Annotated in this window: 16 protein-coding genes and 3 pseudogenes; 8 read left to right on the forward strand and 11 right to left on the reverse strand. The window is 69.5% G+C overall.

Annotated features, from left to right (window positions below):
• Positions 1-222 precede the first annotated feature (222 nt).
• The 3 genes from P2L57_RS13710 to P2L57_RS13720 are packed head-to-tail and all read left to right on the forward strand — an operon-like array spanning position 223 to position 1,720.
• A complete protein-coding gene (locus tag P2L57_RS13710) occupies positions 223-375 on the forward strand; it encodes a hypothetical protein (RefSeq protein ID WP_275813496.1) in 153 nt (50 codons plus the stop codon).
• Positions 372-932: a sigma-70 family RNA polymerase sigma factor gene (locus tag P2L57_RS13715; protein WP_275813499.1), complete on the forward strand. Its 561-nt coding sequence runs from the start codon at positions 372-374 to the stop codon at positions 930-932. The genes P2L57_RS13710 and P2L57_RS13715 overlap by 4 nt, the downstream gene beginning before the upstream one ends.
• Positions 932-1,720 (forward strand): hypothetical protein, encoded by a 789-nt coding sequence (locus tag P2L57_RS13720; RefSeq protein ID WP_275813501.1) that lies wholly within the window; start codon positions 932-934, stop codon positions 1,718-1,720. Before P2L57_RS13715 ends, P2L57_RS13720 begins: the two co-directional genes overlap by 1 nt.
• A gap of 42 nt (positions 1,721-1,762) precedes the next feature.
• Here P2L57_RS13720 and P2L57_RS13725 read toward each other — a convergent pair whose 3' ends face one another.
• Complete coding sequence (locus P2L57_RS13725) at positions 1,763-2,287, reverse strand: SgcJ/EcaC family oxidoreductase (RefSeq protein ID WP_275813504.1); 525 nt, start codon at positions 2,285-2,287, stop codon at positions 1,763-1,765.
• Between the two features lie 437 nt (positions 2,288-2,724).
• On the opposite strand from P2L57_RS13725, the gene P2L57_RS13730 reads away from it, so the two are divergent.
• Positions 2,725-4,392, forward strand: coding sequence for a protein kinase domain-containing protein (locus P2L57_RS13730; RefSeq protein WP_275813507.1), 1,668 nt, complete (start codon positions 2,725-2,727; stop codon positions 4,390-4,392).
• A gap of 22 nt (positions 4,393-4,414) precedes the next feature.
• On the opposite strand, the pseudogene P2L57_RS13735 reads toward P2L57_RS13730, so the two are convergent.
• The 4 genes and pseudogenes from P2L57_RS13735 to P2L57_RS13750 form a co-directional block, all read right to left on the reverse strand.
• Positions 4,415-4,965: pseudogene (locus P2L57_RS13735) on the reverse strand (DinB family protein).
• A gap of 97 nt (positions 4,966-5,062) precedes the next feature.
• Positions 5,063-5,911: a helix-turn-helix domain-containing protein gene (locus P2L57_RS13740; protein ID WP_275813510.1), complete on the reverse strand. Its 849-nt coding sequence runs from the start codon at positions 5,909-5,911 to the stop codon at positions 5,063-5,065.
• Complete coding sequence (locus P2L57_RS13745; protein ID WP_275813513.1) at positions 5,908-6,660, reverse strand: helix-turn-helix domain-containing protein; 753 nt, start codon at positions 6,658-6,660, stop codon at positions 5,908-5,910. The genes P2L57_RS13740 and P2L57_RS13745 overlap by 4 nt, the downstream gene beginning before the upstream one ends.
• A 294-nt stretch (positions 6,661-6,954) precedes the next feature.
• Complete coding sequence (locus P2L57_RS13750; RefSeq protein WP_275813516.1) at positions 6,955-7,362, reverse strand: DUF3224 domain-containing protein; 408 nt, start codon at positions 7,360-7,362, stop codon at positions 6,955-6,957.
• A gap of 103 nt (positions 7,363-7,465) precedes the next feature.
• Between P2L57_RS13750 and P2L57_RS13755 the strand changes: the two genes are divergently transcribed.
• Together P2L57_RS13755 and P2L57_RS13760 are read left to right on the forward strand one after the other, a co-directional pair.
• Positions 7,466-8,431 (forward strand): helix-turn-helix transcriptional regulator, encoded by a 966-nt coding sequence (locus P2L57_RS13755; protein WP_275813520.1) that lies wholly within the window; start codon positions 7,466-7,468, stop codon positions 8,429-8,431.
• A 114-nt stretch (positions 8,432-8,545) separates the two neighbouring features.
• A complete protein-coding gene (locus P2L57_RS13760) occupies positions 8,546-8,734 on the forward strand; it encodes a nucleotidyltransferase domain-containing protein (RefSeq protein WP_275813523.1) in 189 nt (62 codons plus the stop codon).
• A 60-nt stretch (positions 8,735-8,794) separates the two neighbouring features.
• Here P2L57_RS13760 and P2L57_RS13765 read toward each other — a convergent pair whose 3' ends face one another.
• Positions 8,795-9,673, reverse strand: a complete 879-nt coding sequence (locus tag P2L57_RS13765) for a glycoside hydrolase family 25 protein (RefSeq protein ID WP_275813526.1) — start codon at positions 9,671-9,673, stop codon at positions 8,795-8,797.
• Between the two features lie 1,236 nt (positions 9,674-10,909).
• Between P2L57_RS13765 and P2L57_RS13770 the strand changes: the two are divergent.
• Positions 10,910-11,194, forward strand: a pseudogene (locus tag P2L57_RS13770) (ATP-binding protein); the annotation flags it as partial.
• Between the two features lie 240 nt (positions 11,195-11,434).
• Here P2L57_RS13770 and P2L57_RS13775 read toward each other — a convergent pair.
• Positions 11,435-11,572: pseudogene (locus P2L57_RS13775) on the reverse strand (DJ-1/PfpI family protein); the annotation flags it as partial.
• Positions 11,573-11,782: 210 nt separating this feature from the next.
• On the opposite strand from P2L57_RS13775, the gene P2L57_RS13780 reads away from it, so the two are divergent.
• Positions 11,783-12,727, forward strand: a complete 945-nt coding sequence (locus tag P2L57_RS13780; protein ID WP_275813530.1) for a GlxA family transcriptional regulator — start codon at positions 11,783-11,785, stop codon at positions 12,725-12,727.
• A 41-nt stretch (positions 12,728-12,768) separates the two neighbouring features.
• On the opposite strand, the gene P2L57_RS13785 is transcribed toward P2L57_RS13780, so the two are convergent.
• The 4 genes from P2L57_RS13785 to P2L57_RS13800 form a co-directional block, all read right to left on the reverse strand.
• A complete protein-coding gene (locus P2L57_RS13785) occupies positions 12,769-14,631 on the reverse strand; it encodes a penicillin-binding transpeptidase domain-containing protein (RefSeq protein WP_275813533.1) in 1,863 nt (620 codons plus the stop codon).
• Between the two features lie 677 nt (positions 14,632-15,308).
• Complete coding sequence (locus P2L57_RS13790) at positions 15,309-16,394, reverse strand: ABC transporter ATP-binding protein (RefSeq protein ID WP_275813536.1); 1,086 nt, start codon at positions 16,392-16,394, stop codon at positions 15,309-15,311.
• Complete coding sequence (locus P2L57_RS13795; RefSeq protein WP_275813539.1) at positions 16,391-17,971, reverse strand: ABC transporter permease; 1,581 nt, start codon at positions 17,969-17,971, stop codon at positions 16,391-16,393. The genes P2L57_RS13790 and P2L57_RS13795 overlap by 4 nt, the downstream gene beginning before the upstream one ends.
• Positions 17,968-19,041 carry an extracellular solute-binding protein gene (locus tag P2L57_RS13800; RefSeq protein ID WP_275813542.1) on the reverse strand — a complete coding sequence of 358 codons (1,074 nt, stop codon included), beginning with the start codon at positions 19,039-19,041 and terminating at the stop codon, positions 17,968-17,970. Before P2L57_RS13800 ends, P2L57_RS13795 begins: the two co-directional genes overlap by 4 nt.
• Positions 19,042-19,254: the final 213 nt, after the last annotated feature.

Consider the following 19,254-nt stretch of genomic DNA (forward strand, 5'->3'; position numbering starts at 1 on the left):
TGGAACCCGCAGATCAGCGCGGTGTGCCCAGCCAACAGGGCGGTATACACGGCGAGTTCAACAATGCGGCTGGTGTGGACCGGCGTTCAGGCGTCGGTGATTTTTTCCACCGTGCGGATGCACGGATGAGCATTCTGGGACGCCATCCAGTACAGAGGACGCACACCGTGTCCTCGCCGGGGTCGGGGGCCCCAGCCCAGCGAACGGAGGACCTGAAGCCTCGTGTCCCATCATGTCAATGCCTTGGCGGTGGCCGGACTCGCACTACGGGTGTTCGGCCGTGATCTGGTCGCGCTGCTGCGCCGGTGCGCCGCCGCGGGGGTCCGCGTGGGCATATGTGAGCTGCGCCGCACCGCGAAGGAGGAAGAGCGGTGACTCAGGAAGAGTTCCTGGCGCAGCCGCCCGCCCCGCCCATGACGCCGATGCCGCTCGACCTCGCAGCCTTCCACCAGACGCACCGCCCGGCGTACGTGCGGTGGTCGGAACGGTATCTGGGCAGTCGGCAGGATGCTGAGGAGGCCGTCGACCAGACCTTCGAGGAACTCGCGCGCACATGGAACAGCGTGCTGTCGAAGGAGAACCCGGCCGCCTACGCGTGGACGATGATGAAGAACCGCACCATCGACTACGCCCGCGCCCGCGGTCGCCGTCCGGTGCTGTGCGAGGCCGAGGTCTTCGACACCGTCGGCCTGCGCACGGCCATCGACCCCATGGAAGCCATCCAGGACAACCTCAGCCTGACGCAAGCCCTCAACAGCCTTTCCGACCGGCAAAGGGATGTCTTCTTCCTCCGGCACCGCGAAGGCTTCTCCGTTGCCGACGTCGCTTCCCACCTGGGCATAACCAAGGCTGGCGTCCGTTCGATCGACCGATACGCCAGGCGCCATCTGCGCCAGGCCCTCGCCCCGGAGCGGGAAGGAGAACACCCCTGATGGAGTCCCTCGACCGTCTGCTGGCCAACGCCCGTCTCGTCCCGACCGCCCCCTACACACAAGCCGACATCGACGCGGCGCAAGCGCGGATCGTTGCCCGCCTGGAGCAGGCCGTCACCGGCTGGCGTGATGAGGCCGGGACCTCGATGCCGGAACGGGAACGATCCGCGGGCAGCGCCGCGCTGGATCTCAACGCGCTCTGCGAGACCGTCCTGACCCAGCCGGACGGCGTCGACCAACTCCGGCAGTTCGTCGCACGCTGCCTGCCAGAACCGGACGGGGCCCGCATTCTGGGCTGCATCCTCAACCTCGCTTCCTGCCCCGACAGCGCCCGCTTCTGGTGGCAGTACGCCGCCGGAGCGGGCGATCAGCCGGCGACCTACTGCCTGGCGCTCTATCACCGCGCCCACGGGGAAGACCACGAAGCCGACTGGTGGCACACGCAGATGGACCTTCCCGCTTCGGACGCGGACGGTGACGAGCAGAAGCCCGCGTCCACCGCCACTGTCCTGCGCGTTCTGCGCATCCTCAGACATGGCCGTCCGCCGTCCAGGCTCGCCAGCACCTTGATCAGCTATGTGCCCGCCGCGGTCGGCTTCGTCGACGACGACCTCGAACTCCCGCTGCCCGACCCGGACTTCACCGCTCGTCTCGGTACCCTCATCGCCCCGCCCCCCGAGCCCGAACCGGACCGCCGGCAGCAGTCGGTGAAGCCACTACCCGAACGCGAACCGTTGCGCTGGGTCGACGCCTTCGCCCCACGCCAACCGGCGGTTGCGGCTCGGTAGCCGGGCTGTTGACCGATTGCCCGCGTCCGCCGCGCCGGTCGGTCAGTCTCCCGTCGGCAGTTCCGAGGAGTGGTGGTTGACGATGAGCCACTTGCCACCACGTAGTTGATAGACGTACGTGTAGCGGGCGTTGACCTTGGTCGTCTCCCCGTCCTTGCCGGTCAGCCTGAACTGGTAGAGGCCGGTGTCGATCGCGGCATTGCGGCCAAGAATGTTGATGTACCGCTTCTGGATTGTGCCCACGGGCTTGTTCTCAAGGAAGTGTTTGAAGTAGTCGACGATTTCCGCCCGGTTGGTGCGGATCCTGGCGGACACGGTCGGCAGCAGTACGGCGTTCGGGGCGTAGAGGTTCGCGACACGGTATGCGTTGCCGGTGGCCAAGGCCGCGTTCCACTGGTCGAAGAGGGCTGCGATCTGCCGTTCGGTGGGATAGTGGGTGGCGGCCGCCACGGCCGGGTTTCCTGCGAGAGGCTGGCTGCGGGTGCCGATCGCGTGCGTGGATCCCGTGCTGGTGAAGAGGACTGCGGTGGTGGCAACCGCAAGCCCGGCGTAGTACTTGCGTCTCATCAAGGACACCTCCTGTGGCTTCCGCTGTGGTGCGGCTCAGCTGTACCAGCAGCATCTCCCATCACATGCGATTCGGCATGCGGAGCGCCCTGCGGATGCCAGCAGCCATGTCCGATCGGCGATCGATTCCGGTAGTTGAAACGGCATCGGCAAGCGTCGACTACGGGTGGGCAAGGGGTCCATTCCGGTGACAATCAGTAGTTCCGCACCGCCGGGGTGACCTGCGCTCATGGCGCCGGGCTCACCGCGGAGCAGGGCGAGACCGGCGGTGCCCGTTGCGGTCTGCGCTTCCGCGCCGAGCCGCGGCGCGCGCAGCGGTGACGACGCCCCCGGACGTGCCGGATCCCCGCAGCACGGGTGGCCGGATCCGCTCCTTGGGGCGGGAGTGACTACTGTTGGGGCGTCGAACACGAATGTGAGAGCTGGAGAAGAGGGCGGTGTCGGACTCGGTGACAGGGGCGGAGGCGGACATAGGTCAGCTGGTCGCCGGGCGGTACCGCCTCCTGGAGCGGATAGGCCGCGGCGGCATGGGCACGGTCTGGCGGGCCGAGGACGAGTTGCTCGGCCGACAGGTCGCCGTGAAGCGCGTGCACGCCCCACTGCACCTTTCCGACGAGGAGATCGCGACGCTGCACGAGCGCACCCGGCGCGAGGCGCGTAGCGCGGCCCGCATCACCCATCCCGACGTCGTCACCATCCACGACGTCGTCGAGGACGCCGGTGCGCCGTGCATCGTCATGGAGTACGTGCCCTCGTCGACCCTCGGAGAGCTGCTCAAGCGGCAGGGCACCCTCTCGCCGGGCGAGGCCGCCCGGATCGGGTGCCGCATGATCGCGGCGCTGAGGGCGGCCCACGCGGCCGGAGTGCTGCACCGCGACGTCAAGCCCGCGAACGTGCTGCTCGGCGCGAACGGGCGGGTCGTGCTCACCGACTTCGGCGTCGCCCAGTCCATCGGGACGTCCACGCTGACCCGGACCGGGGAGTTGGTCGGCTCCGTCGACTACCTCCCGCCCGAGCGGGTCAGGGGCGGCAGCCCGAGCCCGGCGTCGGACTTGTGGGCGCTGGGCGCGACCCTCTACCAGGCACTGGAAGGGCGGCCTCCGTTCGCTAAGGACACCGCTGTGGAGACGGCGTACGCCATCGTGGTGGACCCGCTCGAACCGCCGCGCCATGCCGGCCCGCTGGCCGAGCTCATCGAGACGCTGCTCGCCAAGGAGCCCGAGCACCGGCCCACCGCCGAGGTCGTCGAACGGAGCCTGCGCGAGCTGGCGGCAGAAGTGCGGACGCCAGGCATCACGGAGTCGACAGTGCCGCAGTCCGCCCCGGCGTCGATGCCGGAAGCATCCCCGGCACCGGCCACGCGCACCACCACGCCATCGCCGACCGTGGCGGTCGCCGGACGGGAGCCGCAGCCGCCTACGGCATCGGCGCCGGAGCGCGCTCCGCAGCCCCGCGCGAAAGCCAAGGGCAGCGGTCACCGCGGCCGTGCGTTCCTGTTGGGCGCGTTGGTCGTCGTCCTCGCGGCCGGTGGAGGGTACTTCCTCCTCGCGCGCGGCGGTGCCGCCCAACGCACCGCCAACCCCGCCCCCACCAGCCAGGAAATCAAGCCGACCCAGTCGGAGCCGCCCACCGCCCACGGCACCGCGCCATCCGTGCCACAGGGCTACCACCTGGTCAAGGAGGACCAGCTCGGCGGCTCCTTCCCGGTGCCCGACGGCTGGCAGCGCCAGGTGAAGTCCGGCACGGAGATCCAGTACCTCAAGCCGGACGGCCTCGTCGGCCTGACGATCGACACCCTCGACTTCGCGAGCGCCACGCCCCTTCAGCACTGGCAGCAAATCGAGCCGCAGGTCAAGGGCAAGCTGTCGGACTACAAGCTGCTGAGCATGACGGACACCACCTACCTCGGGCAGCCCGCCGCCGTCTGGGAGTTCACCTTCCAGGGCCGGGCACGCCAGTTCCGGGCCATCGACCTCGGCTTCGGCCACAAGGGCGGCAACGAGCACGCCATCTACCTCTCGGCCCCAAGCGCCGACTGGAACCGGTACCGCCCCATCTATGACACGGTGCGCGACGGCTTCCGCGAGTCGGGCCAGGGGTACTGATCACTCGACGTCAGAGGGGGCCTCACACTCCGATCGCTCCGTCGATCCGCTCGCGGAGTAGGTCGGCGTGTCCGTTGTGCCGGGCGTACTCCTCGACCATGTGGATGAGTACCCAACGCAGCGACACCGTCTCGCGCCAGGAGTCCGCACCCTCGATGTCGAGTTCGGCGCATCGGCGACAAGGCGCTCGGCGAAATCCACCTCGGTACGCCAGGCATCCCACGCCGCCGCGACGACCGCGGGGTCGGACGCCGCACCGTCGAAGTCCCCGTCGGGGTCGGCTGCCGAGGAGAACAGCGGCGGCGCGTCCTGACCGGCCAGCACCCGCCGGAACCACCGGCGCTCCACATCGGCGAGCTGCCGGACCAGACCGAGCAGCGAGAGCGTGGACGGCTCCACGGACCGCCGGGACAACTCCCCGTCCACGCCTGCGCACTTCAGCTCCAAGGTCGCTCGCTGCGCCCTGAGGAAGTCGACGAACATGCGCCGCTCGTCGCCGGTCGCCGGACCGCTGAACCGACGATCGGGCTTGGCGGTGGCGAAGATCTCCGCTCTTCTACGTGGGTTGGTCATACCCGCAATGATCGACCAGGAACGCCTCGACCCGGAACCCGCGGCCAGTGCCAACTCACCACCGAGGCGGCCCGATCCCCGTGCCGCTTCGGCGTGGTCATACGCTGGGCGCGGGCGGCGGTGTGAAGCAGTCGGGCGCACCGCCCGCACCCGGCCACAGACAGACCCGAGCCTTGCGGGGGACCTTGGTGGCCGTCATCACGGTCGACAGGTAGACCTCCGTGTCCCGCTGGTTCGTCGCCCTGATCTCCTTGGTGACGGCGCCCGGCAGGGACAGTCGGACCCGGTCGCCGAGGCGCAGTCTCATGGCCCGCACCCACACGGCCCCACACTGCTCCGAGTACCGGATGTCCAGCCGTTCACCACCGACCGCCCGGTGGGTGACGAGCGTGGCCGCCATGCCCTGCACACCGCACCCCATTTGGGCGGGATCCGCTCCCTCGCACTCCTTTTCCCGGCAGCCGGGGGCAAACGACTGCGAATAAGCGGGCGTTGCCGAGGCACCACCGGACGCCCCACGGTCGGACCCGCGCCCTCCGGCGGTGAGAAGGAGCAGCGCCGCGATGACGGCCGCTGCGACGGCGGCGGCACCGGACACCACGAACGCCCGCCGGGCACGGCCGGTCGCCTTCCGCTCGCCATCCGGCGCGGCCGTGCCGACCTCCTTCCCGGCGACCGCGGTCCCGGCCCGCCCGCTCCACGCCTGTTCCGCCAGCTCCCACAACGCCAGCAGCCTGCCGACCGGTTCGTCCGCCAGTCGGCACAGATCGTCGACCGCCTGCCTCGGCGGCAGCTTCTTGCCGTTGAGATAGCGCTCCCAGGACGACTTGCTGTACGGGGTGTGCTCGGCGAGAGCGGCCAGGCTCAGCCCCGTACGGCGCCTCAACTCGCGTAGTTCCTCGGCCAGTCGGGCGCACTCCACCGGAAGGGGGCGTTCATCGCTCATCGGCGCAGTTCCTTCCAGGTGTCCGGCCCCACGATGCCGTCGACGACCAGGCCGTGGTCGCCCTGAAAGCGCTTGGCGGCGCCTTTGGACCGCTCGCCGTAGGCGCCGTCGGGGATGCCCGGGTCATAGCCGTGGTACTTCAGAAGGCACTGCGCCTCCAGGATCTCCCAGCCCGTGCTGTTGACGTCCATGAGCATGGTGCGGGTCGTGCTGTATCCGGCGCGCAACTCGCCTTCCTGGCGCTTCACATCGCACGGGTGGGCCCGGCCCGGTACGTAGACGAACGGGGTCTGGCTGCTGCCCTGCACTGCCTCGGGCCTGACGCCCTCGCCCTGCCACGGTCGGGTCACCAGCAGTACCGTGGCCAGGACGGCCGACAGCACCGCGACCGCACCGAGGAGTACCCAGGTCCGCCGGACGGCTCGCCGGTGGGTGGTGGTCCCGGCGCTCTCCTCTTCCTCGGGGCCGTCCTCCTCCGTCGCGTTCGGCCACGCCGCCGCCGCGAGTTCGTGCAGCACCAGCAACCGGGTCGGATCCGCGCCGCACACCCGCGCCAGTTGTTCCACCGCCTCGCGCGGCGGCAGCTTCTTCCCGTTGAGATAGCGCGCCCAGGAGGAGCGGCTGTAGTGCGTCTTGGCCGCCAGCGCGGCGAGGCTCAGCCCGCTGTGGTCCTTGAGTCTTCGCAGCTGTACGACGAGTTGGCGCACTCGCTGATCCAGTGAGGCGGGCAGTTCCTTCCAAGGCGGCATGTTCCCCCCATAGGCGTCGTTCTCCCCGCGGACGCGGGGCCTCCCACTGCCGCACATGATGGCGACGCGCAGACACCGAGTCCCCTCGCGCGTCGACGGGGACCACGATTTCCGGCCACCTCGTCACGACCTCACCGTCCTATCAGGCACAGCATGCACGCCCAGGCGGACCTACCACCAGCAGGCCGACCACGGACGCGGTGGCCCGCCATCCCGGGGGAGGGGGACGGGCCGCCGCCCTGCGACTGCGTCACCGGCAGCAGGCCTGGCCGCTCTGCGACGGTTCGCGCGCGCTCAGTCCAGGTCGTAGTCAAAGGTGTAGGGGAAGGACGATTCACCGTGCTTGGCGACGAAGTCGCCGGTTCCACATAGCCCGATGAGCTCGCCGGTGCCGGTTCCCGGCACGACCTCGAAGGCGCAGTGCACGGTGCCGTCGGCGTCGAAGGAGCCGCGCTGCTCGACGACAAAGGACCCCTCGCGGCCGTCGACATGGCCGACCAGCGCCTCCATGCCGGTGAACGTACCGGTCTTCTCGGTGACGTACACGATGGTGTACTCGCACGTCGTGTCGGCGGCCTCGATGCCACCGGCGAAGGTGTTCGTGACGGAGGCATGGGCGAGTTTCGGGCTTGTCCCGCTCGGTCCCACCGTGCGCTCTTCCCAGTTGGCGAAGGTGAAACTGCCAGTGGTTCGGGTATGCATGGCTGTCCTTTCGACCGGCCGCACGGTCTCCTCCGCGCGGCGTGTGATCAGCCTGACGCCCGTACCTGACACCCTCTGTCAGGTACGACGGGACAATGGATCGATGCGCGCCGACCGGCTACTTTCCTTGCTCCTGCTGCTCCAGAACCGCGGGCGGATGACCGCCCCCGAGCTCGCCGCGGAACTGGAGGTGTCCGTTCGTACGGTCTACCGGGACATCGAGGCGCTGGGCGGGTCGGGCGTCCCGATCTGTGCCGATCGTGGGCCCAACGGCGGCTATCGCCTGATGGACGGATACCGTACGCGGCTGACCGGGCTCACCGGCGCCGAGGCTCGGGCCCTCTTCCTCGCCGGAGTACCGGGACCAGCACATGATCTGGGCCTCGGCGCGGTCCTGGCCACCGCTCAGTTGAAGCTGCAGGCCGCCCTCCCGGTTGAACTGGCAGAGCACGCCCGGCTCATCCAGGACAGGTTCCACCTGGACGCGCCGGCGTGGTTCCGGGAAGCCGACCCTGTTCCGCAGTTGGCACCGGTCGCTCAGGCAGTGTGGGAACAACGTGTACTGCGGGTGCACTACCGGCGTTGGGGCGGTGAGGTGCGGCGCGACCTGCACCCCCTCGGCACCGTCCTCAAGGGCGGTATCTGGTACCTGGTGGCGAGGGCGGACGCGACCGTACGGACGTACCGGATATCGCGGCTGCTGGCCGTGGACACCACCCAGGAGACCTTCGAACGCCCCGCCGGATTCCACCTGGCCGCCTACTGGGAGGAGTCCACACGACGGCTGGAAGCCGCGCTGCACAAGGGAACCGCCCGACTGAGGATCTCGCCCCGGGGGCAGCGGCTGCTGCCCATGCAGTTCGGTGCGGTCGGCCAACGCGCTCTGGAGGAAGCAGGGCCGCCCGACGCCGACGGTTGGGTACACGTGGAGCTGCCTGTCGAGGCGCAGGCTGTGGCCGTCGGCGACCTGCTCAGGCTCGGCACGGAGGCCGAGGTACTCGCCCCGCCCGAACTGAGGGAAGCCATCGCCGAAGCCGTGCGGACCCTGGCGAACCGCTACGCGGAGTAACCCGGTTCTCGGGGTCCGGGAGGGTGCCCTCATGATGCGTGAATCCGATGTGGTCGACGTGCTGGACCTCCTGGCCGGCGCGGGGGCGACCGCGTGGGTGGACGGCGGTTGGGGGTGGATGCCCTGACCGGTGAAACCACACGCGAACATTCGGATCTCGACCTGGTCGTACTGCTCGACCAGGTCGACCCGGTCCGAACGACGCTGGAACAGTCCGGATCCGGCCGCCTCCTCCGGGACTGGCTGCCGACGGCGTTGGCGGTGGGCGCGGGGTGGTGGACGCTGCGCAGGCGGGACGTGTGAGGCGGAGCCGTAGGCGTGCGGGCTGGGCGCCCAGGTCGCGCCCGGCGAGCACATGGTGGGTCACCAGGTCTCTATGGCGTAGGCGACGCCGGGGTCGGCGGTCTGAAGGCTGACCTTGACGTCAGCGTTGGTGAGGTTGACATCGACGGTGCCGCCCGCGGCGGTGACGGCCACGGTGGACTCGCGCCAACTCGTGCCGTTGTGGACGGCCACGCGGACGCTCGCCCGCGCGGCCGGGTTGCCGACCTGATCCATGCCCAGGTGCAGGGTGCGGTTCGGTGCGGCGGACCACGCGGTCCCGTGCGGGACCAGGGCAACGGTGGGCTCGGCACCCGGTGTTACGGGGCCAGTGATCCATTGAGGCATGTCGGTCTCCCAGGGCGGAGGCTGGGCGCCGGTCGCCCAGGCCATGAGTTCTGCGGTGGAGCTGAAGTTGGCGACGTCCCGGTCGATGCCACCGGAGTCGGAGTACTGGTGGAAGGTCCACGGATGTTGAACGCGTGGCCGTCCTGCGGTGGTGATGTCCGCGATCCACAGGCCGTCCGCACAGTCGCTGGTGGTGTCCAGGCTGGCCCAGAAGTAGGTGTTGCAGTAGAGGACGAGCCGGTGGCCGGGCCTCAATTGCCTGACCGCGGAAAGGAACGCGTCCTTCTGTGCGCCGGAGACCGAGGTTTCCTCCCAGTCGCAGGCGAGGATGTCGCCGGTGCGGCTGCCGCACTGGCTCACGAAGTACTGGGCTTGGGCCTGCATGCTCGCCGACGAGTCCAGGTAGTGATAGAAGCCGACCACCAATCCGGCGGCACGGCCGTGTGCCGCCTGTCCCGCTTGGAGCGGGTTGACATATCCAGTGCCCTGCGTGGCCTTTACGAACACGAACGACAGGCCGCTCGTGTCGAAGTCGACCGGCTGGTACGAACTGACGTCAACGCCCTCAATCATGTGATCAGCCCCTTCACGATGTGCTGGGCCCGCAAAGCCGGAGGCCGCTGACGGGCGTGCCTCCGCGAGAGCTGTGGGCGAACCGGGTCAGCTGGGGGAGCGGTTCCAGTTTCTCGGCCGACTCCACTCATGCCTCACCTCCGCTCGCGGTTCAAGACCCCGCGGTACTGGTCTTCGAACAGAGCGCGCTCGACGGCCGAGCACGGGCTGAAGTTCCCCGCGGTGCTCGGTCGCCCGGTGGTGAAGCGGAAGTCCCTGTAGCGAGGGTCGACCCCAGGGGCCTCGTACGCCAGGTAGTGAAGCTGATAACTGCGAGAGATCTGTTGAACTTGCGCTTGGCCGAAGTACCCCTGATCTCCCCTTGCGGTCTGGGCCGATTTGTGCTCCGCCATGGCGTTCCCCGGGCTCGGCCGGCGGCTGGACTCGGCGAGTCAATCGCCGTCGGCGCGGCGGCGGCCCACGCGGCCAGGCGACGAACTGGCCGCGTCCGTCCCGGTGGTAGCCACGCCCTCTGCCGTACCCGGGCGGCAGGAGCAGACGTTGGTGAAGTAGTGAGGATCTATGCGCCGTTCTCGACGGCCGCGTTGGAAGAACACTGGACGGCGCGCCGAGCGGGCTGTTCAGCGCACATTCGACGCCATCGCGACCACGCTCCTGCATCAGTTGAAGGGCGATCAGGCCAGGACCCAAGAGTGCCTTGAGCGGGCCGCGGAGACGGCAGCGGAGACGGCACCACCGGCGATCAGGCAGCGGGTGTGAGGCATGGGTCGGCCTCTTGCCGGTGGCGAGGTGGCGGGCCAGCAGCCCGGCAGTGAACAGAGCGAAGGCGGCCAGCAGCGTCTGGCCGCAGCCACCTCGCGCTCCCGTGCCCAGAGGCCGAGGAAAGTCCAGCAGGGTGAGGCCGCCGACGCCCGAACCACATGCCGGGAACCGGCGAGAGGCCCGCGCCGGGAGGTTCACCAGAAGGGGACCGGAACTGAAACTCACTCGGATGGGGTCGTGCATGGCGCGCCGGTTGGGGCACACGCATATCAACCCTTTCGGAGACGGTGAAGAAAGGAGGGGGACATTGGACTCCTGCGAGACCTTCGCGCACCGGGGTGGCTGCCCTTCAGGGCGGATAGCGCGGCCCACCACCGCGACAAGAGGCGAATCTGGATAAGCCGGCTTAAGGAGTCGGCTGGATCTCTCCGTCGGGAGGGAGGTGGCAGAGCAGGAGAAGACACCGCGCTTCGTGTGTCCACCTGTCCTGTCGGATGGCGAAGCAGCGGTCTCGGCGGGGACACGAGCGGCCCTCGGGGAAACGTCGGAAGGCTCTGTGTCCCCGCCGAGCCACCCTCGTCTCGTGTTACCAATGCCGTCCGCCACGCCCGTAGCGAAGTCAGTGTCACGGTCACCACCGACGGTCCCGCCACCGCACTTCTGAAAGTCGCCGACGATGGACCTGGCATCCCGGCTGCCGACCGCGAGCGAGTCTTCGACCGCTGCGTCCGCCTCGAAGCCGCCCGCACACGCCGGCGCGGCGCCACCGGGCGGGCGGGATCATCGAGACATCCGTCAGCCCTTCGACGACCATCTCCGCACCTGCCAGGAGATGGGCGACCATACGCAGGTCGGCAGAGTGGCCGAGTTCGACCTCTCCCGGGGCCGGGAACGGCCGACGGGCATACCAGCCCACGACATTCCGTGAGACCGCCGCCAGGACCACTCGCCACCCCGACCGTCGCACCGCCAATTGGTCCGCGCTCTCTACCCCGTTGCCTCGCGCGGTCCCTCGGCGGAGACCAGTTCCACGCTCACCGCGCCGCCGGAGGCGGTGCCGCCCGCGTACAGCACTTCGTAGGGGGCGACGACATCGAGCGGATCAAAGCCATCGAACAGGACGATCTGGGTGTGCATGTACGTTCCTTCGGGTTGCCGTAGGGCCCGGTCTGTGCTCAGGTCGTTCCCGACGCTAACCAGCCGACGGCCTGCCTCCCAGTGGCGTTGGAGCCAGCATCCAGCGGGATATTGCCAGGAGCCCGCTGTGTGGTCATGAACTGGGCAAACTGTGGATCTCATGGTTCGCTGCGGAGAGGATAAGCCGCGGCGAGCGGGTATCTTCTGGCCATGCACACCGTCGCCGTCCTCGCGCTCGACCGGGTGATTCCGTTCGACCTGTCCACACCGATCGAGGTCTTCACCCGCACCCGCCTCCCGGACGGGCGACGCGGCTATCAGGTCCGTGTGTGCGCGGAGAAGCCGGAGATCGACGCGGGTGCCTTCATCCTGCGCGCGCCGTGGGGGCTGGAGGGACTCAAGGGCGCGGACACGATCATCGTGCCCGGTACCGATAACCCCGTGGCTCCTCTTGCGTCCGCCGTCCGCGATGCCTTGCACGCAGCTGCTGACGACGGCACGCGCATCGCCTCCATCTGCACGGGCACCTTCCCGTTGGCCGCCGCCGGTCTGCTCGACGGGCTGCGGGCCACCACCCACTGGATCGCGGCCGGCCAACTTGCCGCCGCCCACCCCGACGTCGACGTCGACCCGGACGTCCTGTACGTCGACAACGGCCAGATCCTCACCTCCGCGGGCGCCGCCGCCGGACTGGACCTGTGCCTGCACATGATCCGCCGCGACTACGGCGCGGCGGTCGCTGCCGACGCCGCCCGCCTGTCCGTCATGCCCCTGGAACGCGAGGGCGGACAGGCGCAGTTCATCGTCCATGACCACACCCCCACCCCCACTCCCCAGGGCTCCGCCCTCGACCCCCTGCTCGCCTGGTTGCGGGACAACCTCGCCCGCGACCTCTCCCTCGCCGACATCGCCGCCCATGCCGGAACCAGCACCCGGACGCTGATACGCCGCTTCCGCGAACAGACCGGCACCACCCCGCTCCAGTGGCTGCACCGCGCCCGCATCCGGCAGGCCCAACACCTCCTGGAGACCACGCCGCACTCCGTCGAACGCATCGCGGCTCAGGTCGGCTTCGGTTCACCCACCGCCTTTCGCGACCGTTTCAAGCGGACCACCGGCGTCAGCCCGCACACCTACCGGCGCAGCTTCAGCTGACACCCGGCGCATCGCACACCAACTCGCCGAACTGGAACAGGTCAGTTGGCGGCCTTCAGGATCGCCGCGACGATCGGGCCGGCGAACTTGTAGCCCTCGCCGCTGTTCGGCACGGTGGCCGCCGCCGCCACGTCATCGCGGTACGCGACGAACCAGCTGTTGGGTTTGCTCTGCCCGTCGACCTCGGCCGTTCCGGTCTTGGCCCCGATGTCGCCGCTGAGCCCGGCCATCGCCGGGGCGGCCGTCCCCGACTGCGCGGTCAGCCGCATCATGGAGCGGACCTGTTCGGCCACCGAGCCGCTCAACTGCCGCGGAGCCTGGGCGAGGGTTCGGCCGTCGACCGACGGCGGGACGATGAACGGCTGATGGAATCCGGCGGCCTTGACCGTCGACGCCACGGACGCCATGGCCAGCGGGCTCATCAGGTCATTTCCCTGGCCGATGTACGACATGGCCTTCATCGCTCCGGAGGCGGCAGGCACGCTGCCGCTGTACGCGGGCACACCGACGCTCCAGTTGAGGCCTATGCCGAAGACGTCGTGCGCCTCGTTGGCGACGGCGTCATCTGGCATGAACGTCGCCGTGGAGATGAAGGCCGTGTTGCAGGACTGTGCGAAGTCCTGGGCCATCTTGGCGTTTTGCAGCGAGAAGTTGTCCACGTTGTGGAAGCTCGCACCGCCGTACTGATAGTTCTTCGGGCAGTCGAGCGGCTTGTCGGGGGAGACCTTGCCGGTTTCCAACGCCGTCGAGGCAGTGATCAACTTGAAGGTCGAGCCGGGTGCGTACGTGCCGCTCAGCGCCTTGTCCGGGCCGGACGCGGGCTGGTTGGCGACGGCCAGGATCGCACCGGTGCTCGGCTGCATCACCACCGTCGCCGCGTCGGGTCCCTTGCTCTTGACCGCCTGCTCGGCCGCCGCCTGGAGATGGCCGTCGATCGTCGTCGTCAGCGGCTTTCCCGCCCTGCCCTGGGAGAGTTGGTGCAGCACCGGGCCGAGCTTTCCGTCAGCGCCCTCGACACGGATCTCGGTGCCCGTGGAGCCACCCGTCGCGGTGCCGTAGGCCGTCTGCAGTTGGCTGATGACCGAGTCGAGCGAGGGGTACTTGGCGGTGGTCAGCGCATTCCCGTTCCGGTCCAGGATCGTGAGCGCCGGTGCGGCCGAGTGGTCGGCCACCAGCTTGTCGCCGTCGCCGAGTGTCGGATACAGCACGGAGGGCGCCCACTTGACCACCGGGCGCCCCGAGGTGTCGCGTGTGACCGCCAGCGTCGAGCGGTAACTCCAGTTCGACTGCTGGCCGTCGGCACTGAACCGGGCGCTTACCGAGAACGGCACGGTTGTGCCCTTCGCCGACTGGTCGGTCAGCGTGAGCGAGGTGGCGTGCAACCGGGTGCGGAATGCGGCGAGCTGGTCGGCGGAATGCTTCGCGTCGTCCGTCAGACCCGCGGCTTTCGCCGTGTCGCCGGACGACCACGCCGCGAGGAAGTCGCTCGCGGTGTGGGACACCTCGGTGGCCGACAGGGCAGCGATCGCCTTCCGCGTGGTCAGTCGCTTCAGGGTGGGAGTGGTGTGCCCCACGGGCTTGCCGGCCGATGGGTCCTGGAGCAGGGCGTAGCACCCGTAGCCCGCCGCGCCGACCATGACCGCGCAGGCCCCACCTATGAGGGCGCCCTTGACGCCTCGCTGCGTAAGGACGTTCGGCCGGGGGCGCTGATGCCGCCCCGATCCTTGACGTCCGCGGCGGCCGGGAGCTGTGTGTGGGACGCCGTCCGGCGGGGCGACGTACGGGCCGGACCCTGGCGGGATGGACGGAGGTGTTGACGGGGGTGGTGGTGCGGGGAGCGCTCCGGGCAGGGTGGGGCGGCCGCCGTCGTTCGACTGCGGCGGCTTTGGCCGGTGCTCGCTCATGCTTCCAGCTCCTCGGACAGGCGGTTTCGCCTGAAGGTGGCGATGGACATCCGTACCCCCGGATGTGGCCCGTCCGGGCCACGCAGCACAGGGACCATGACGTCCCTCCGGCCCCGCATGGTTCCTGACGATGTCCGCGTCGAGCAAATATCGGACTGCGAAATCCGGAGGAGAGGGTAGGTATCCGAGTGAAACGGGCAGGGGAATTGGCGCGCCGATGTGCCTTATTGGTGAGGTTAACGCCGAATCATTCCGAAAATTCAGGCCCGTTACCCTTTCGTCCTTGGTGATCGCGACTGCGCCTTCCTCGCCAAGCGCGTGAGCGAGGGCCCGGTAGACGACGGGCCCGCGCGTCGGACAGAACTTCCGGCAGTGGTGGGCCGATCGGAGGCCTCGGGCGGCGGCCTGTACGTCTTCGTTGGTCGGCGCTGCGAAGGTGCCGTGCCGTAGAGACATACGCGCTTGGCATGGCCAGTCGCGACCGCGCGGAAGCTATCAGCCTGTTTGATCGACCGCCGGTCGGTGTTGTGCCGCTTGCCGAAACCGGGCCTTCGGCTGCCGGTGCTTGCGTGGGGCATGCGGCATCGGGGTCAGGGCTCGCCACCGCATCGACCGGATCCGCTGAAGCCGGGACGACCAAGCCGTCCTGGCCTGTCCGAGTGAAGTGCGCAGAAGCGTTACGCGGTTGCGGTCTGCGCCGTAAGACGGGCATGGGCTGGTGCGGCCGGTTCGGCGTCCGGAATCGGATGCGCCGGGCCGTGCGCCTGAAGGTGCACCGTCCCCGCCTCGGGTGGGGCGGTGTCGGCGTAGGTGATGAGGCGTTCTGGCAGGTCGTGGCGGGTGTCGGTGGCGAGCTCTATGCGGTAGTCGTGGCCGCGGAACGCGCAGGCGACGACCTGGGCCTCGACGGTGTGCGGACCGGAGGCGGCGGCCAGCCGGAGCTGGTGGGGCCGCAGCAGTACGACGCCGTCTCCAGTGGGAACGTCGGCGGTGAGCGGCAGGTTGCCGAACGCGGTGATGGCGTGGTCGTCGGCGAGTTCCGCGGGGAGCAGATTGGTCTCGCCGAGGGTGCGGGCGACACCGACGTCGGCGGGCTGGTGGTAGAGGGTGTGTGGTGCATCGGCCTGGACGATTTGGCCGTCGCGCATCACGGCGATGACATCGGCGAAGGCGAGGGCCTCGTCCACGTCATGGGTGACCAGGATCGCGGTGGCGCCCGCACGGCGCAAAGTGGCGGCGACCTCGGTCCGCAGTTCGGTGCGCAGGGCCGCGTCCAGGGCGGCGAACGGCTCGTCCAGCAGCAGCAGTTCGGGCCTGGGGGCCAGCGCACGGGCGAGCGCGACACGTTGTTGCTGGCCGCCGGACAGCTGGTGCGGATGCCGATCGCCGAGGCCGTTCAGGCCGACGAGGTCCAGCATCTCGGCCACGCGCTCACGGCGTTCGGCGCGCGGCAGCCCGAAGCCGATGTTGGCGGCGACGGTCAGGTGCGGGAAGAGGGCGCCGTCCTGCGGTACGTAGCCGATGCGCCTGCGCTCGGCGGGGATGTGCGTGCGGTCGTCGTTGATCACGCGGTCGCCCACGGTGACCGTGCCGCTGACGGGGTGGTGGAAACCCGCGATGACCCGCAGCAAGGTGCTCTTGCCGCACCCGGAGGGGCCCAGCACACAGGCCAACGCCCCGTTGGCGACGGTCAGTTCGAGGTCGCGGAGCACGGCGGTGTGCCCGTGCGTCGCATGCAGCTTGCTGATCGACAGACCGCTCATCTCATGCCTTTCGAGGGTCGAGGGGTGCCGAGGGTGCGGCGGGTGAGCAGGACGACGGCGGGGATGGACAGGGCGGTCATCACGGCGGCGTACGGCGCGGCGGCTCCCCAGGCGAGATCGGTGGTGTAGATCCAGAACTGGGTGGCCAGCGTCTCGGTACCGGTCGGGCGCAGCAGCAGCGTGGCGGTCAGTTCCGTGCTGGCGGTCAGCGCGACCATCGCGAAGGCGGCGCCGAGGCCGGGCAGGATCAGCGGCAGTGTGACACGGGCCAGTACCGCGAGCGGCCGGACGCCCAGGGAGCGTGCGGCGTCCTCGACCCCGTGCGGTACGTGGGCGAGCGAGGCCCGTACCGCGGTCAGCGCCAGTGGGAAGAACAGCATCGCGTATCCGGCGACCAGCAGCGGCGGCTGCTGGTAGACCGGCTGTGCGTAGCGGATCGCGAAGAAGACCACGGCCAGCGCGACCGCGATGCCGGGCAGCGCCCTGGTCAGGTAGACGGCGCGCTCCACGGCCCGCGCCAGGCGGGTCGCGCGCCGCCAGGCGTAGAGCGCCACCGGCACCGCGGCGGCGGTGGCGATCGCCGCTGCCCCCAGCGCGTAGCCCAGCGTCGCCGCCGTCGCCGACAGGATCGAAGTCGACGGCAGGGTCGAGGAGTTGCCACGCATCGTCCAGTAGACGAGCGCGTACACCGGCACCCCGAGCGTCGTCCCGACGACCCCGGCCAGCCCCGCCACCGCGGGTGCCTTCCAACGGCCCAGCGGCTGCGGTGCGCAAGGGCGTGCGGTGGTACCTTCGCGCACCACACGGCCGCGTCGCGCGGCCCGGGCGTCCAGGGAGACAACCAGCAGGGCGAGGGCCACCAGGACTAGGGTCAGAATGCTCGCCGACTCCGTGTCGAAGGCCGTCTCGTACTCGGTGTAGATGGCGGTGGCGAAGGTGGTGAACCGCAGCATCGCGAACGCCCCGTACTCACCGAGCAGATACAGCGACACCAGCAGCGCGCCACCGGCCAGTGCGGGCCTGGTCTGCGGCAGCGTCACCCGCCACAGGGTCGCCAACCGGCCGTGGCCCAGGCTGCGGGCCACCTCTTCGGCGGCGGCGTCGGAGTGCCGCAACGTGGCGGCCACCGGGAGGAACACCAGCGGGTACAGCGAGGAGGTCATCACCAGCACCGCCCCCCAGTAGCCCTGCACCGACGGAATCAGCGACACCCAGCAGTAGCCGTGCACGAACTCCGGTACGGCCAGCGGCATCGCCAGCGCCACGGTCCAGGCCCGGCGGCCGGGCAGGTCGGTGCGCTCCACCAGGTAGGCGGCGGTGAAGCCCAGTACGAGCGCGGCGGCGGTGACCGCCGCAGTCAACGAGACGGTGTGCCACAACAGGGTGCCGACCAGCGGGCGTTCCAGCAGGCGGCCTGCGCTGTCCCAGCCGGACCGCCCGGCCTGGAGTCCGATGAACACCAGCGGGCAGGCCACCACCAGCGCTACCAGCCCCGCCACCAAGGGCAGCGCGCGGCCGGCCCGCCACCGGAGCACCGGTGGCAGGCTCGGGCGCACCAGCGGACGCAGGGTGCTCACGACAGCAGACCCACGCTCTGCAGCAGTTGCAGCGCCTGCTTGCCGTCACCGAGGTCGCTGGCCGGTACCACCGCTCCGACGTCCTTGAGCGGACGGTCGACCTTGGTGTTCTGCACCCCGGCGGCCAGCGGGTACTCGTAGCTGTGCGAGTTGGCGATGATCTGCTGGGCGGGCTTGCTGGTCAGATAGGCCAGGAGCGCCTGCGCTGCTGCCTGGTGCTTGCTGCTGGACAAGATCCCCGCTCCGGAGACGTCCACCAGCGAGCCGGGGTCGCCCTGCTTGAAGTAGCCCAGTGCGCTGTGGACGCCGGACGCACCCTGCTCGTCCCGCAGCCGGTACCAGTAGTAGTGGTCGATCACACCGCCTTCGACCTCGCCCCGGTTCACCGCGGCGACCAGGTCCTCGTTGCTGCCGTAGACCTTGCTGTTGGCCTTCAGGCCTTCCAGCCAGGCCTTGGCCGCACCTTCTCCCTCCGCCTTGATCACCCTGGTCACGATCGGCGCGAAGTCGGTCTCGCTCGGCGCGATGCCCAACTTGCCCTTCCAGGCCGACGACGCCAGGTCCTTCACCGAGGTGGGCGTCTGCCCGGCCTGGAGCTTGCCGGTGTTGTAGACGAACGCCGCCTCGCGCGCCGAGACCCCCACCCAGTCGCCCTTCGGTGAACTGTCGCCCGACGGCACCGCCGCCAACGTGGACGCGTTCGCCTTCGTCAGCAGACCCTTTTGCTCCAGCGTGGTCAGCGCCGGAGGGTTCTCCGCGAGGAACACATCGGCTGGAGATGCGGAGCCCTCGGTCAGCAGCTGGTTGGCCAACTCCGCCTCGTCGCCCGAGCGGACGTTGACCTTCACCCCGGTCCGCGACTGGAAGTCCTTCACCAGCGCGTCCACGGTCTGCGCATGCTGGCCGCTGTACAGGGTTATCGACTGCCCCTTGATCGAACCCCCCGACGCGGACGACGAGTTTCCCGTCGCCTGCGAACTGCCGCACCCTGTCAACACCGACGTCGACGCGGCAATGGCCGCCAGCACCGCCGCGGACCGCTTGGCGGACCGTAGAGCAACGACAGACATGGGACCTCCGATAGAAGACACAAACGGGCTGTCGACCGACAGCACCGCCTGGGACTGCGCCGCGACCCCAACCGCTCACACGGACTCCCCGCCCGCGCGGCACACACCCGAACCAACAAAGCAAGGCGTACCTTACTTAGGCAAGCCTTGGCTGAATACCTACCCTCCAGGTGTCCTCGCGGCGACCTCCGGCCGTCATCGGACCTAAAAGCG

This window comes from Streptantibioticus ferralitis (assembly GCF_029223525.1).
In the GTDB taxonomy this organism is placed as follows: domain Bacteria; phylum Actinomycetota; class Actinomycetes; order Streptomycetales; family Streptomycetaceae; genus Streptantibioticus_A; species Streptantibioticus_A ferralitis.

What these genes read in the sequence shown, in the direction of transcription:
- P2L57_RS13745 (WP_275813513.1), bottom strand. Translation starts at nt 6,660, where the DNA reads ATGCCGCCTTGGAAGGAACTGCCCGCCTCACTGGATCAGCGAGTGCGC.
- P2L57_RS13740 (WP_275813510.1), bottom strand. Translation starts at nt 5,911, where the DNA reads ATGAGCGATGAACGCCCCCTTCCGGTGGAGTGCGCCCGACTGGCCGAG.
- P2L57_RS13755 (WP_275813520.1), top strand. Translation starts at nt 7,466, where the DNA reads ATGCGCGCCGACCGGCTACTTTCCTTGCTCCTGCTGCTCCAGAACCGC.
- P2L57_RS13780 (WP_275813530.1), top strand. Translation starts at nt 11,783, where the DNA reads ATGCACACCGTCGCCGTCCTCGCGCTCGACCGGGTGATTCCGTTCGAC.
- P2L57_RS13785 (WP_275813533.1), bottom strand. Translation starts at nt 14,631, where the DNA reads ATGAGCGAGCACCGGCCAAAGCCGCCGCAGTCGAACGACGGCGGCCGC.
- P2L57_RS13725 (WP_275813504.1), bottom strand. Translation starts at nt 2,287, where the DNA reads ATGAGACGCAAGTACTACGCCGGGCTTGCGGTTGCCACCACCGCAGTC.
- P2L57_RS13720 (WP_275813501.1), top strand. Translation starts at nt 932, where the DNA reads ATGGAGTCCCTCGACCGTCTGCTGGCCAACGCCCGTCTCGTCCCGACC.
- P2L57_RS13790 (WP_275813536.1), bottom strand. Translation starts at nt 16,394, where the DNA reads ATGAGCGGTCTGTCGATCAGCAAGCTGCATGCGACGCACGGGCACACC.
- P2L57_RS13750 (WP_275813516.1), bottom strand. Translation starts at nt 7,362, where the DNA reads ATGCATACCCGAACCACTGGCAGTTTCACCTTCGCCAACTGGGAAGAG.
- P2L57_RS13765 (WP_275813526.1), bottom strand. Translation starts at nt 9,673, where the DNA reads ATGATTGAGGGCGTTGACGTCAGTTCGTACCAGCCGGTCGACTTCGAC.
- P2L57_RS13800 (WP_275813542.1), bottom strand. Translation starts at nt 19,041, where the DNA reads ATGTCTGTCGTTGCTCTACGGTCCGCCAAGCGGTCCGCGGCGGTGCTG.